Annotated in this window: 12 protein-coding genes; 4 read left to right on the top strand and 8 right to left on the bottom strand. The window is 62.5% G+C overall.

Going from position 1 to position 13,276, the window contains the following annotated elements:
• Positions 1-124 precede the first annotated feature (124 nt).
• Both ACS5Q8_RS16535 and ACS5Q8_RS16530 read left to right on the top strand, forming a co-directional pair.
• On the top strand, positions 125-2,755 hold the full coding sequence (locus ACS5Q8_RS16535; RefSeq protein WP_465159154.1) for an MGH1-like glycoside hydrolase domain-containing protein: 2,631 nt from the start codon (positions 125-127) through the stop codon (positions 2,753-2,755).
• Between the two features lie 43 nt (positions 2,756-2,798).
• Complete coding sequence (locus tag ACS5Q8_RS16530) at positions 2,799-3,425, top strand: hypothetical protein (protein ID WP_426101413.1); 627 nt, start codon at positions 2,799-2,801, stop codon at positions 3,423-3,425.
• Between the two features lie 81 nt (positions 3,426-3,506).
• On the opposite strand, the gene ACS5Q8_RS16525 is transcribed toward ACS5Q8_RS16530, so the two are convergent.
• Positions 3,507-3,821: an SCP2 sterol-binding domain-containing protein gene (locus ACS5Q8_RS16525; protein ID WP_426101415.1), complete on the bottom strand. Its 315-nt coding sequence runs from the start codon at positions 3,819-3,821 to the stop codon at positions 3,507-3,509.
• A 56-nt stretch (positions 3,822-3,877) separates the two neighbouring features.
• Positions 3,878-4,588 (bottom strand): histidine phosphatase family protein, encoded by a 711-nt coding sequence (locus ACS5Q8_RS16520; protein WP_426101417.1) that lies wholly within the window; start codon positions 4,586-4,588, stop codon positions 3,878-3,880.
• 195 nt (positions 4,589-4,783) lie between these two features.
• Here ACS5Q8_RS16520 and sohB point away from each other — a divergent pair, with 195 nt between their 5' ends.
• A complete protein-coding gene (sohB, locus tag ACS5Q8_RS16515; RefSeq protein WP_465159153.1) occupies positions 4,784-5,809 on the top strand; it encodes a protease SohB in 1,026 nt (341 codons plus the stop codon).
• Positions 5,810-5,863: 54 nt separating this feature from the next.
• Here the strand turns inward: sohB and ACS5Q8_RS16510 are convergent, their stop codons facing one another.
• Positions 5,864-7,372 carry an MFS transporter gene (locus tag ACS5Q8_RS16510; RefSeq protein WP_426101419.1) on the bottom strand — a complete coding sequence of 503 codons (1,509 nt, stop codon included), beginning with the start codon at positions 7,370-7,372 and terminating at the stop codon, positions 5,864-5,866.
• A gap of 150 nt (positions 7,373-7,522) precedes the next feature.
• Here ACS5Q8_RS16510 and ACS5Q8_RS16505 point away from each other — a divergent pair, with 150 nt between their 5' ends.
• A complete protein-coding gene (locus ACS5Q8_RS16505) occupies positions 7,523-8,395 on the top strand; it encodes a LysR family transcriptional regulator (protein WP_443694427.1) in 873 nt (290 codons plus the stop codon).
• A gap of 4 nt (positions 8,396-8,399) precedes the next feature.
• Here the strand turns inward: ACS5Q8_RS16505 and dhaL are convergent, their stop codons facing one another.
• The 5 genes from dhaL to ACS5Q8_RS16480 all read right to left on the bottom strand — a co-directional run bounded on the left by dhaL (position 8,400) and on the right by ACS5Q8_RS16480 (position 13,269).
• Positions 8,400-9,044 (bottom strand): dihydroxyacetone kinase subunit DhaL, encoded by a 645-nt coding sequence (gene dhaL / locus ACS5Q8_RS16500; protein ID WP_443694428.1) that lies wholly within the window; start codon positions 9,042-9,044, stop codon positions 8,400-8,402.
• 3 nt (positions 9,045-9,047) lie between these two features.
• On the bottom strand, positions 9,048-10,049 hold the full coding sequence (locus tag ACS5Q8_RS16495) for a dihydroxyacetone kinase subunit DhaK (protein ID WP_443694429.1): 1,002 nt from the start codon (positions 10,047-10,049) through the stop codon (positions 9,048-9,050).
• A gap of 153 nt (positions 10,050-10,202) precedes the next feature.
• Positions 10,203-11,318, bottom strand: coding sequence for an MDR/zinc-dependent alcohol dehydrogenase-like family protein (locus ACS5Q8_RS16490; protein WP_443694430.1), 1,116 nt, complete (start codon positions 11,316-11,318; stop codon positions 10,203-10,205).
• 27 nt (positions 11,319-11,345) lie between these two features.
• On the bottom strand, positions 11,346-12,101 hold the full coding sequence (locus ACS5Q8_RS16485) for an SDR family oxidoreductase (protein WP_276193379.1): 756 nt from the start codon (positions 12,099-12,101) through the stop codon (positions 11,346-11,348).
• Between the two features lie 160 nt (positions 12,102-12,261).
• Positions 12,262-13,269 carry a substrate-binding domain-containing protein gene (locus ACS5Q8_RS16480; RefSeq protein ID WP_276193378.1) on the bottom strand — a complete coding sequence of 336 codons (1,008 nt, stop codon included), beginning with the start codon at positions 13,267-13,269 and terminating at the stop codon, positions 12,262-12,264.
• Positions 13,270-13,276: the final 7 nt, after the last annotated feature.

Below are 13,276 nucleotides of genomic sequence, written 5' to 3'. Positions count from 1 at the left end.
CGCAAACGAAGATTCCTCTGGACTTCATTCTGCAAACGAATGAGTGGGGTAAAACCGTCTTCATGTGCATCTGAGCGTGGATGGGTTCTACACTGGCCTGACGCGATGGCTGAGGGAGGATTGGATGAGCGCCACAATTGTGCAAACCACTGAAGGCCAGCGCCTGGCCGCCGAGACGGCCGAGCGCTGGCGCGAGTGGGGCCCGTACCTGAGCGAGCGCCAATGGGGCACGGTGCGCGAGGACTACAGCGCCGATGGCGATGCCTGGCGCTACTTCCCGCACGAACATGCGCGCAGCCGTGCTTACCGCTGGGGCGAGGATGGCCTGGCCGGGTTCAGTGACAAGGCGCAACGCTGGTGCATGGGCCTGGCGCTGTGGAACGAGCGTGACGCGATCCTCAAAGAGCGCCTGTTCGGCCTGAACAACGCGGAGGGCAACCACGGTGAAGACGTCAAGGAACTGTACTTTTTCGTCGACGGCGTGCCGAGCCATGCCTACATGCGCATGCTCTACAAATATCCCCACGCGGCGTTTCCCTACGCTGACCTGATCGCCGAAAACGCCCGACGTGGGCTGGCGGATGCCGAGTACGAAATCCTCGATACCGGTGTGTTTGAAGACAACCGGTATTGCGACGTCAGCGTCGAATACGCCAAGCACCAGCCCGACGATATCTTCATGCGCGTCAGCGTCCACAACCGCTCGGACCAGCCGACACGCCTGCAAGTGCTGCCCCAGGTCTGGGCGCGCAATGATTGGAGCTGGACCGTCGGCGCGCCGAAACCGCAGTTGCGGCTGGACGGCGACCGCGTGCTGGCGCGTCATCATGAATTGCCCGATCACCACCTCAGCGCCTGGGGCCAGGACGGCGTCGAATGGCTGTTCTGCGAAAATGAAAGTAACTTCCCCAAGTTGGACGGGCAACCGGCGCCGGGGCCGTTCAAGGATGGGATCAACGATTACGTGGTGGCGGGGCAGGAAATCGCGATTCGCCGCGACACCGGCACCAAGGCGGCCGCGCGTTTCATCCTGGAGTTGGCGGGCCTGGAGTGCAAAGCCGTCTATTTGCGTTTTGCGCCCAAGGACGCGCCCCAGGTCAATGCGCGCAAGCTGTTTGAACAGCGCCGCCAGGAAGCCGATGACTTCTACGCCGCGTTGCAGCAGGGCATCGCCGACGCGGATGCGCGTAATGTGCAACGCCAGGCCCTGGCCAGTTTGCTGTGGTCCAAGCAGCTCTATTACTTCGACGTTAACCAGTGGCTCGACGGCGACCCGACCCAGCCCGCGCCGCCGCCCGAGCGCCTGCAACGGCGCAATAGCCATTGGCGGCACCTGTCCAACTTCGACATCCTCTCCATGCCCGACACCTGGGAATACCCGTGGTACGCCTCCTGGGACCAGGGCTTTCAGGCGGTGGCCATTGCGCTGATTGATCCGGGGTATGCCAAGCAACAGCTGTTGCTGCTGGTAAAGGACCGCTTCATGCATCCCAATGGTCAGTTGCCGGCCTATGAATGGCGCTTCGACGACGCTAACCCGCCGGTGCATGCCTGGGCCAGTTGGCGGGTGTATCAGCAGGACAAGGCGTTGACCGGCGTAGGTGACATGGATTTCCTGGAGCGAATCTTCCACAAGCTGCTGCTGAATTTCTCCTGGTGGGTCAACCGCAAGGATGCCGAAGGGCGCAACCTGTTCCAGGGCGGGTTCCTGGGGCTGGACAATATCGCCTTGTTCGACCGCTCGGCCACGCTGCCGCCGGGTTATCAGTTAGACCAGGCCGATGGCACCGCGTGGGTTGCCGCCTATGCGCTGGACCTGATGCGGATGGCTCTGGAACTGGCCAGGCGCAATGTCGTATACGTCGATATCGCAGTGAAGTTTTTCGAGCACTTCCTGTATATCGCCGGCGCCATCAACCGTGTCGACGACAGCGCCGAGGGCCTGTGGGACGAGCAGGACCTGTTCTTCTACGACGTACTGCATCGTCCCGACGGCCAGAACGAACCGGTGCGCCTGCGCTCCATCGTCGGCCTGATGCCGCTGTTCGCCGTGTTGGTGCTGGAGCAGCGCGAGCATGAAGGCCTCGAAGGCTTGCGTGAGCGGCTTTTGGGCTTCATGCACCACCGGCCGGAACTGGCCAAGCTGGTCTCACGCTGGAACGAGCCGGGGCAGGGCAATCGCCTGTTGCTGGCGCTGTTGCGCGGCGAGCGCACCAAGGACTTGCTGCGGCGCATGCTGGATGACGATGAGTTTCTTTCGGCGTTTGGCGTGCGTTCGTTGTCCAAGGCCTTCGCCGAGCAGCCCCTGGCGCTGAAGATGAATGGCGACACGCTGTGCGCACGTTATCAACCCGGTGAATCCGATTCACGTCTGTACGGCGGCAACTCCAATTGGCGCGGGCCGTTGTGGATGCCGGTGAATTACATGCTGATCGAATCGTTGCGCGAGTTTCATCGGTACTACGCGGATAACTTCTCGGTGGAGTACCCGACGGGCAGTGGTTACCTGTCGTCCCTGGAGGAAGTCGCCGACAGCTTGAGCCTGCGCCTGAGCCGATTGGTCTTAAGGGATGAAAATGGCCTGCGCCCATCGATGGCGGGGTATGCGCAGTTGGAGGCGGACCCGGCCAGCCGTGACCTGGTGTTGTTCCATGAGTATTTTCATGGGGAAACCGGGCGTGGGTTGGGGGCGTCCCACCAGACGGGGTGGAGTGCATTGGTGGCGTTGCTGTTGCATGTACCCGCCACGCCTTGAATCGGGTAAATTTGCCGCCCCGACTTTTACAAGGATGTAGATCATGGCGAACGCCGCCACCGCTTTAAGCCCTGCCAACCTATTGAGTGCCGTGCTGATCAGCGCCAGTGTTTTCACCGCAAGCCTGTATGTCGACAGCGCCAGTGCCGCCTCAGCGAGGGCCGCTTGTTTGCGCTGCCAGGATTCAGAAAGTGCCGATGCGACCAAATGGGTCAAAAATGGCACGTACCGTCTGGAGGCCGTGACCCTGTCGCTAGACGATGAGGTCAGGGGCGCGGACCCTGATTCGGTGCGCAAAATGACCCGGGTCAAACCTGCGGTGCTTGGCGCCGATGAGAATGATGCGCTGGTTGAAGAAACCATTCGCGCGATGGACATCGTCGGTGAAGCCGGGGATGTCGCGGCCCTGGAGGCGCAGTGGCCCAACCTGACCGGTCGCGCGCATTATGCGTACAGTATGTTTATCACTGAAGATCAACTCGTGGATTTCTACAACGTGTATGTGCGCGTTGGCCGCAACAAGTATGTGATTGTGATTGGCCGGGATGTGGAGTCCGGGGAGTTCCAGTTGAGGTCGGGTGAGGGGCGCCTCATCAACCGGTACGGTACCGAGGGCAAACCCCGGGATTTGGAACAGTTCAAGAAAGTCGACGCCGCTGCTGGCCGCTGATCGCCAGCCCTGGACCAGAAACGACAAATCCCGCCATTGGCGGGATTTGTCGTTTTAAAGCGTGCTTTACAGCCAGCGTTCTCAGGAAGGGAACAGCTCGCTCAGTTTCATCGCCAGCATCATGTCGCCTTCGGTGCGCAGCTTGCCGCTCATGAAGGCCTGCATGCCGTCGGTGGAGCCGTCGACGATGCCTTCCAGTGTTTCGGCGTCCATGACCAGGGTCACCTGGGCGTCAGGGTTTTCGCCTTCTTGCAGTTCGCAGGCACCGTCTTTGACGATCAGCGAAAAGTTTTTGCTGTCATCGATACGAAAACCGAACACCAGGTCCAGACCGGCAGCAGCGGCTGGGTTGAATTTGGCTTTCATTGCTTGTACGGCTTTAGCTACGTCAGTCATGGTTTCGATCCTTTAGGGTGGAGTCCAGTGACCTTGGGGTCACGGTTGGCCGCAATTCATCGGAAAGTGATGAGCTGCGGCGCCTTCAACAGTTGCAAGTGGGTATGACTGTTGAAGGAAGCCAGTGCCACCTCGCGACCGCGGAATTTCAGCTGGTTGAGCGAGGTGTTAACAATTTGCCAGTTCAGTTCGAAGGCCTGGGCGGCAGGCATTCGGGTAATCAGGTGGAGCAGGGCGGTAATGGTGCCGCCGGAGGTAAACACAGCGATCTTGTGTGTGTTGTCGGCCACTTCCAGCAGACGCTGCAGGCCACCCTGGACGCGCTCGACAAACCCCAGCCAGCTTTCCAGCCCGGGCGGGTCGTAAGTGCCGGCCAGCCAGCGCTCGATGATCAGCGCGAAGATACGCTGGAACTCGCTGCGGTTCTGCGCGGCGTTGCGCAGGATGTCCAGGGCGTCGGGTTCAGTGGTGAGCAGGTCGGGGAGCAGGGCGCGGATGATCGCGTCGGCGTCGAATTCGTTGAAGGCGCTGTCGACTTCCAGGGCCGGAACCGGCAGGCCAAGGGCGCTGTACTGATCGAAAGCGGCCGTGGCGGTGTGCTGTTGGCGGCGCAGGTCGCCGGCGACGCAGCGGTCGAACGTGACACCCATGGCTGCCAGGTGGCGACCGAGGATTTGCGCTTGTTCCACGCCAACGGGCGACAGGACGTCATAGTCGTCTGCACCGAAGGAGGCCTGGCCATGTCGAATCAGATAGATGCTGCCCACGTCCGTTTTCCCGGTACGTTGAAAGTCTGGCGAGGTTATGAGGATGCCTGCGAGCTGTCAATGAAAAAACATACGCTTGTTTTAAAAGCGCGTTAGAGAGCCTGCCTGCTGGCGGTTTGAGCACTGGCCCCCCGGCGGTCCCGTCGGTATGCTTGGGCGATCCGCGCCTGGCGCCGTGCATTGTTAAGGAGACACATGGATTTTTTGGCTGAATACGCGAGCTTTTTGGCGAAGACCGTCACCCTGGTGGTCGCGATTCTGGTGGTACTGATCAGCTTCGCGGCACTGCGTAGCAAAGGTCGTCGCAAATCCGCCGGCCAGTTGCATGTCAGCAAGCTGAATGATTTCTACAAAGGCCTGCGTGAGCGCCTTGAATCGACCCTGCTCGACAAGGATCAGCTCAAGGCCTTGCGCAAGTCCGAAAGCAAAGCCGAAAAGAAGAACAGCAAAAAGAAACCCGAGGCCAAGCTACGCGTGTTCGTGCTCGACTTCGACGGCGACATCAAGGCCTCGGCCACCGAGAGCCTGCGCCATGAAATCACTGCCTTGCTGAGCCTGGCCACGCCCAAGGACGAAGTGGTGCTGCGCCTGGAAAGCGGTGGCGGCATGGTCCACAGCTACGGCCTGGCGTCGTCGCAACTGGCACGGATTCGCCAGGCGGGCGTGCCGTTGACCGTGTGCATCGACAAGGTCGCGGCCAGCGGCGGCTACATGATGGCGTGCATCGGCGAGAAGATCATCAGCGCACCGTTCGCGATCCTCGGTTCCATCGGGGTGGTGGCGCAGTTGCCCAACGTCAACCGCCTGCTGAAAAAGCACGACATCGACTTTGAAGTGCTGACCGCCGGCGAATACAAACGCACTCTCACCGTGTTTGGCGAAAACACCGAGAAGGGCCGGGAGAAGTTCCAGGAGGACCTGGACATCACTCACCAGTTGTTCAAGAACTTCGTGTCGCGCTATCGCCCGCAGTTGGCAATCGATGAAGTGGCGACCGGGGAAGTGTGGCTGGGTGTCGCAGCCCTCGACAAGCAACTGGTCGATGAGCTGCAAACCAGCGACGAATACCTGGCCACCAAGGCCAAGACCGCCGAGGTGTTCCACTTGCATTACGCCGAGCGCAAGAGCCTGCAAGAGCGCGTGGGCCTGGCGGCCAGCGGTTCGGTGGACCGCGTGCTGCTGACCTGGTGGAGCCGGTTGACCCAGCAGCGGTTCTGGTAAGCCTCTTTAGGGGATAGGTAATACCTGTGGGAGGGGGCTTGCCCCCTCCCACATTTAGTTCGGTGTGGGTATCGGCTTGCGCATCAGCCTCCCCACCACCAGCGCTCCGAGCAATCCCAATAACCCTGCCACCCACAACACCCCGCTGAACCCTTCCACAAACGCCTGCCGCGCCAGCGGTTGCACCCTCACCCGCGCCGCCTCGGGCACCAGGTTCAGCGCCGCCGGCATATCACCCGCCACCACCCGCGAAGCAATTCCCGCCACCTGCGCCTGCCATTGCGGGTCGATACGTGCGCGCAACAACTGTTCGCTGTGGCTGCTCAGCAGTGCCCCATACACGCCAATCGCCAACATGATCGCGCTGAAGCGCATGGTGGTGCTCATGCCCGACGCCATGCCGGCACGCTCCCGTGGTACGCAGGCCATGATGTTTTTCTGCGTATCGCCATTGAGCAGGCCCGCCCCGGCACCCGTGACGGCTATCGCCAGGGCGAAGGGCAGGTAGCCGCCGACATTCAGCGCCCAGGCGCTCAGCAGGTTACCGCAGCCGACGAGGGTCAAGCCGCTTGCCATCATCGTCGCCGGCGCAAAGCGCCCCGCCAGGCGTGCGCCGATCCGTGGGCAAATCAGCATCGTCAGCGCAAACGGCAACATGCCCAGGCCCGAGGCAATCGCGGAGAAACCCAAGCCGTTTTGCAGGTAAAACGGCAGCAACGTCATCATCACTTGGGCGCAGCCGGCATAGGCGAACATGCCGAGCAGGGCGCCGATAAAACGCGGGTGGCAGAACAGCTGCAGGTCGACCATCGGTCGCTGCTGCAGGCGCTCGACCAGCACAAAGATGCCCAATAGCAACGCACCGCCGAGCAGGCGCGCGTAGGTCAGCGGGCTGTCCCAGCCGATGCGGTTGGCCTCGATCAACCCCCACATCAAACACACCAGGCTGGCGCTGAACGCCAGGCTGCCCCACGGGTCGAGGCGTGCGGCCTGGGTATCGCGGGACTCGGGGATGGCGTGCAGCACCAGCGCCATCAGCGCCAGGCCCACCGGCAGGTTGAGGTAGAAAATCCAGCGCCAGCCCAGGTACTCGGTGATCAAGCCGCCCAGGGTCGGCGCGGCGGTCATCGCCACGCCCATGCACGCGCCCCAGAACGCCCAGGCCTTGGCCCGTTCCGCTTCGTCGTGAAAGGTGTGGCCGATGGAGGCGAGCGCCGAAGTGAGCAGCAACGCGGCACCGACGCCTTTGATGGCGCGGGCGATATCCAGCCATAGCGCGCTGGGCGCTGCGCCGCAGCCGAGGGACGCGAGGATGAAAATGCCCAGGCCCCAGATCAGGCTCTTCTTGCGGCCGAAGCGGTCGGCGATGCTACCGGCGGGCAACAATAGCGCGGCGAAGGCCAGCATATAGGCGCTGACCACCCACTCGATATCCGCGAAGTTGGCCCCCAGGTCGCGGGCGATGCTCGGCAGAGTGACGGCGACGATATTGGTGTCGAGCACGATCAGCGAGCAGACGCCGGAAGCGGTCAGCAGTGTCAGGCGTGGGCTGACCCGGCTCATAATGTAATTACCCAGCAGGCAATACGAAAAAGGCAGTTGACGGACATCGCAAGGTCTCTCTACTGTTGAAGTGCCTTGAGCTTATCCCCGCGCGCGGTTGCCTTTATTAGTCGCGGTGAAGCACTTCATTACCTTTGAGCTAATCCTTGTATGGATATCCGCCATTTTCGCTACTTCCTGGCCGTGGCCCGGCAGCGCAACTTCACCCGTGCCGCCGAGCAACTGGGCATCGCACCGCCGACCCTGAGCCGGCAGATCCAGGACATGGAAACCAGCCTGGGCACGCGCTTGTTTATCCGCCAGCAGCGCGAAGTCAGCCTGACCGAAGCCGGTGCCGCGCTGCTGGTCGAGGCCGAAGCCACCGTGCGTCAATTCGAATTCGCCCAGCGCAGCGCCCAGCGTGCCGGACGTGGCGAGACCGGTCACATCGAATTGGGCTATGTGGCCTCGGCGGTGTATTCCGGGCTGTTGCAGCGGCAAATGCACGGGTTCAGCCAGGCGTTTCCCGACGTGAGCGTGAACGTGCGCGAATGTGCGATGGCGACCTTACCCGGCGCGGTGGCGGATGGGCGCTACGACATTGGCTACGTCCGTTCGCCGATGACCCTGCCCGACGGCGTGGAGGCGGTGCGCCTGCACAGCGAAGGTTTCGTGCTGGCGCTGCCCCAGGATTCCTGGCTGCTGGGGTTGAAGGCTATCGGCTGCGAGCATCTGCAAAACGAGACGTTTATCCTGCCGGAGCAAATCAGCGGCACGCTGCACGTCGCCGCCCAAGGCGGCTACGCGCCGCGCCTGGGGCCGCAGCCGGGCGGGTTGGTCGCGGTGGTGGCGTTGGTGTCATTGGGGCAGGGCGTGGCCGTGGTGCCGGCGTCGATGGTCGGGCATGTGAGTCTGCCGGGCGTGGTCTATCGCAGCATTCAGGGCAGTGACGCGGCGTCGTGGCTGTCGTTGATTCACCGGCGCTTTGAGCAAGCGCCGGCGGTGGCGCGGTATATCCAGCAGGTCAAGCAAACGCCAACCTGAGGCGTTACACCAGTAGCCGCTGCACGGAGTCCGCCAGGCGCGTGAGGATCAGGCAGCACGACACCGCACCGGCATCCAACACGCCCAGCGAGCGTTCGCCCAGGCGGCTGGCGCGGCCGATCTTGGCCACCAGGTCCTTGGTCGAGTCACGGCCCTGTGAGGCGGCGGTTTTCATCGCATCGAGCGCATCGTGGAAGGACGCCCCCCGCGCATGGGCGTGCTCAAACGCTTCGACCGCCGGGATCAAGGTGTCCATCAGGCACTTGTCGCCCACGCCGGCCTCGGTAATGTCCTGCAATGAGGTCAAGCCGCCACGCAGCAGGTGGGCGAAGGTGGCCGCGTCGATGTCTTCGCTGCTACGCACTTCATCGGCCATGCCGATAAACAGGCTGCCGTACAGCGGCCCCATGGAGCCGCCGATGCCTTCCATCAGGCTCAGGGTCAGTTCGTCCAGGGCTTCGGCAAGGCTCAGTTGGCGGCCTTCAATCGTGCGCCCGCAATGCGCGAAACCCTTGGCCATGTTGATGCCGTGGTCGCCGTCGCCAATCGCGCCGTCGACTGCGCTGAGGTACTCACGGTTGGCCACGATCACGCTGACCAGATCGGCGACGATGGCGCTGCCGTCGCGGGTGGAAAAATGCTCGCTCATGGTTCACTCCGCCTGGGTCATGCCGATGGAACGGCAGGGTTGGTCGATCAGGGTTTTCAGCTCAAAGTCGAGGCCGAGCAGGGTCAGGGTCACCCCCATCATTTCCAGGGACGTGAAGTAGTTGCCCACGTAGCAACGGTGGATCTTCAAACCCTTGGCGGTGAGTTGGCGTTCCACCTCGGCGTAGAAAATATACAGCTCCATCACCGGCGTGGCGCCGAGGCCGGAGACCAGCACCACCACGCTGTCGTCCTGGCTGAAATCGCGGTCGGCGAGGATCGGCGCGAGCATGCGCTCGGCCATGGCGGCGGCGGGTTCGATCGGGATGACTTCGATGCCCGGTTCGCCGTGATGGCCGATGCCCAGTTCCATCTGGCCGTCGGCAATCTGGAAATTCGGCTTGCCCACGGCGGCAATGGTGCAGGGGGTGAGGCCAATGCCGATCGAGCGGCAGTGGTCGACGGCTTTTTGGGCGACGCGGATCACACCGTCCAGGTCGTAGTGCTGGGCGGCAGCGGCACCGCCGATCTTCCACATGAAGATCTCCCCGGCCACGCCGCGGCGCTTGGCAATCTCGGCCTTGGGCGCGGACGCCACGTCGTCGTTGGCGACCACGGTGCGGATGCGCATGTCTTTGCTGGCGGCCATTTTCATCGCCAGCTTCACGTTCATGTTGTCGCCGGCATAGTTGCCGTACAGGCAGGCCACGCCTGCGCCATGGTCGGCGGCGCGGAAGGCGTCGAAGAAACTTTTGGCGGTGGGCGAGGAGAAAATCTCGCCGACGGCCACGGCGTCGACCAGGCCGGGGCCGACGTAGCCGAGAAACGCCGGTTCATGGCCCGAGCCGCCGCCGGTGACGATGCCGACGCGGCCTTGGCTCGACGGTTTGGCTTTGACGATGACCCGTGGATTGGCTTCGTATTGGCGCAATTGCGGGTGCGCGACCAGGATGCCGCGCAGCATGTCTTCGACCACTTGGTCTGGATCGTTGATGACTCGATTCATAACGCGGGTTCCTGTGTTCTTGTTTTATGGGTTCACAGCTGTTCAGTGTGGGAGGGGGCTTGCTCCCGATGGCGGCGTGACAGTGAGCTCATCAATTACTGAGCCACCGCTATCGGGGGCAAGCCCCCTCCCACATTGGGATGTGTGGTGTGCTTAGGGTTCGAGTACGACCTTGAGCGACTTGTCGCCACGCTCCATCACCGCAAACGCCTCCTTGAAGTCCGCCAGGGCAAATTTGTGGGTCACCACGTCACGCATGTCGATCTTGCGGTTGCCGATGAAGTCGATAGCGCGTGGGTACATGTACGGGCCCAGGTGCGAACCGAGGATGTCCAGTTCCTTGCGGTCGCCGATGATCGACCAATCCACCGTGGCCTCGTCGTTGAACACGCTGAACTCGACGAAGCGCCCCAGTTTGCGCAGCATCGCCAGGCCCTGGTTGACGGCCTTGTGATGACCGGTGGCTTCGATATAGATGTCGCAGCCGTAGCCCTCGGTAATCTCGCGGATCTTCGCCAGCACGTCCACCTCGGCCGGGTTCCACACTTCGTCGGCGCCCATGCGCAGGGCGAGGGCGACGCGTTCGGGTTTCATGTCGAGCACGATCAGTTTTTTCGGGTTGCGCAGGCGTACCGCACCGATGATCCCCAGGCCCAGGGTGCCAGCGCCGGCGACTACCACCACGTCGTCGAAATCCACATTGGCGCGCTCCGCTGCGTGCAGCGAACAGGCCAGCGGTTCGATCAGGATCGCTTCGTCCGGCGCAATCGAGTCCGGTACTTTATGGATGATGCCTTCCTTGGTGAAGATCATGTACTGGGCCATGGCACCCTGCACATTGTTCTGGAAGCCATACAGGTCGTGCTTCTGGCACATCCAGTACTGACCGTGGTTGCAGAAGCGGCAGCCCCAGCACGGCACGATCTGCTCCGAGATCACTCGGTCACCGACCTTCACCCCGCGCTTTTCCGCGCCGGGGCCGAGAGCTACCACGCGACACACGAATTCGTGGCCGGGGATCATCGGCGGTTTGACGTAGCGCGGTTGCTCGGCGTCGCCCCAGAACGAGGGGGCGCCGCGATAGGTCTTGATGTCGCCCATGCAAATGCCACACAGCTCGACCTTGGTGAGGATTTCATCGGGGCCGGGGGTGGGCACGTCGACGGTTTCCAGGCGGTAGTCTTCCGGACCATGGCAGACCACGGCCTGCATGGTTTTCGGGATGATCGGGGCGAGTTGCTCGGGCGTGCGTTCGGTAACGGTGGACATGACAAAACCTCACGACAAAAAGATCAATTATTGAATGCTGTAGCCGCCGTCGATCACCATGTTGGCGCCGGTGATCATCTGCGCTGCGTCGCTGAGCAGGTACAACGCCAGCCCGGCGATTTCTTCCGGCTGGGCAAAGCGGCCCGTCGGGATCTGCAGTTTGGCCCGCTCGCCGACTTCGCCGGCCCAGGCCTGCTTGCCCAGAGCGGTCTCGACGATGGTGGGGGAGATGGCGTTGACGTTGATCTGCGGCGCCCATTCCATGGCCAATACCCTGGTCATGCCGACGATGGCCGCTTTGCTCGCGCAATACGCGACATGCCGGTCCAGGCCAATCACGGCGGCCTGGGAGGCCAGGTTGACGATGCGCCCGCTGCCTTGGGTGAGCATGTGCCGGGCACAGGCCTGGGCGACGAAGAAGCTGGCCTTGAGATTGATGTCGAGGGTGGTGTCCCAGGCGCTTTCGCTGACGTCGATGGCCTTATCCAGCAAGGCCACGCCGGCGCTGTTGATCAGGTAATCCAGGCGTTGGAAGTGCTCGAAAACCCGGTCGACGGTGTGTTGCACCTGGTCGATCTGGCTGAGGTCGACGGCAATGCCCAGATGTTCGGCGCCGAGGCTGGCGGCCACGGCCACCACCGCCGGGTCGCGGTCCAGCAGCGCCACGCGTGCGCCGCGCTCCACCAGCAGGCTGGCGCAGGCCAGGCCGATGCCGGCAGCGCCGCCGGTGATCACCGCGCAACGGCCGCTGAGGTCGAAGGCTTGGTTCCAGAATCCAGACATGCATGACTCCTCTTTCAATAGCACTGGAGATTCAATGTGGGAGGGGGCTTGCTCCCGATGGCGGTGTGTCAGTCACCTGATCTATCACTGTTACACCGCTATCGGGGGCAAGCCCCCTCCCACACTTGCTCCCACATTTGACTGTATTTCAAGCCAATGACTACTTGCCGCCGCTGACTTGTTGGTACAGCGCGTCGGCGTTGGCGTTGGTCACCGGTACCCACGGCAGGATGTAGGTCTTGGCGGTGCCGTCGGCCCATTTCACGTCCTTGGCATAGCGCTCCCAGATCACCGATTGCGGCTTGTAGTTCTTGCCGGCGAGGGCGCGCAACGCCACGTCCAGCGCGCCTTGGGACTGGGCCTGGGCGTCCTGCAGGAAGGTGGTGACTTCGTCTTTCTTCGCTGCCTGGATTGCATCCGGCATGCCGTCGATCGAAGTGACGGGCACGTCCTTGGATGTCAGTCCATGGGACTTCAAGGCCTGCACGGCGCCGAGGGCCATGTCGTCGTTCTGCGCAATCACACCGTTGATGCCTTTGGGGTGAGCGTTGAGCCAGTCTTCGGTCAGCGCCAGGGCCTGGGCGCGGTCCCAGTTGGCGGTTTTTTTCTCGATGATCTTGATGCCTGGGTGTTTGCCGAGCACTTCCAGCTCGCCTTTTTCCCGGTCGATCTGTGCCGACTGGCCGATCGGGCCCTGGATGATCACCACGTTGCCCTTGCCGTTGAGCTTGTCGACCATGGCCTGGGCCTGCAGGCGGCCGCCTTCCACGTCATCGTTGCCCACGTAAGGCACGGCGGCGTCGGCGACTTTTGTATTGGACGCGATCACCACCACGTCGTTGCTCATGGCCTGCTTCACGGTGCCGACGCCCGCCTTGGTGTCGATGGGCACGAACAGAATCGCGTCGTAGTGCTGGGTCACCATGTTTTCGATCTGGTTGTTCTGCGTCAGGGCGTCGTAGTTGCCGTCGAACACGGTCAATTGCACGGTGCCGTCCTTGACCGCCGGGTGTTCCTTGAGCTCGCGGACCCAGTTCTGCATGAACTGACCCTTGAGGCCGTAGACGGCTGCGCCGACCTTGTAGGTCTTGCCGTCGGCGGCCAGGGCGATACTGCTGGCGAGCAGGGAGAGGGCCGCCACGGCGGCCAGGGTGGTACCAAGTTTCATGAGGGGA

This window comes from Pseudomonas sp. PAMC25584 (genome assembly GCF_058135675.1).
Note: the sequence above shows the minus strand (reverse complement) of the source record. Positions and strands in the feature narration are given on the sequence as shown.

Coding starts and splice junctions, on each gene's coding strand:
- ACS5Q8_RS16535 (WP_465159154.1), top strand. CDS start 125: ATGAGCGCCACAATTGTGCAAACCACTGAAGGCCAGCGCCTGGCCGCC.
- ACS5Q8_RS16530 (WP_426101413.1), top strand. CDS start 2,799: ATGGCGAACGCCGCCACCGCTTTAAGCCCTGCCAACCTATTGAGTGCC.
- ACS5Q8_RS16525 (WP_426101415.1), bottom strand. CDS start 3,821: ATGACTGACGTAGCTAAAGCCGTACAAGCAATGAAAGCCAAATTCAAC.
- sohB (WP_465159153.1), top strand. CDS start 4,784: ATGGATTTTTTGGCTGAATACGCGAGCTTTTTGGCGAAGACCGTCACC.
- ACS5Q8_RS16510 (WP_426101419.1), bottom strand. CDS start 7,372: ATGAGCCGGGTCAGCCCACGCCTGACACTGCTGACCGCTTCCGGCGTC.
- ACS5Q8_RS16505 (WP_443694427.1), top strand. CDS start 7,523: ATGGATATCCGCCATTTTCGCTACTTCCTGGCCGTGGCCCGGCAGCGC.
- dhaL (WP_443694428.1), bottom strand. CDS start 9,044: ATGAGCGAGCATTTTTCCACCCGCGACGGCAGCGCCATCGTCGCCGAT.
- ACS5Q8_RS16495 (WP_443694429.1), bottom strand. CDS start 10,049: ATGAATCGAGTCATCAACGATCCAGACCAAGTGGTCGAAGACATGCTG.
- ACS5Q8_RS16490 (WP_443694430.1), bottom strand. CDS start 11,318: ATGTCCACCGTTACCGAACGCACGCCCGAGCAACTCGCCCCGATCATC.
- ACS5Q8_RS16485 (WP_276193379.1), bottom strand. CDS start 12,101: ATGTCTGGATTCTGGAACCAAGCCTTCGACCTCAGCGGCCGTTGCGCG.
- ACS5Q8_RS16480 (WP_276193378.1), bottom strand. CDS start 13,269: ATGAAACTTGGTACCACCCTGGCCGCCGTGGCGGCCCTCTCCCTGCTC.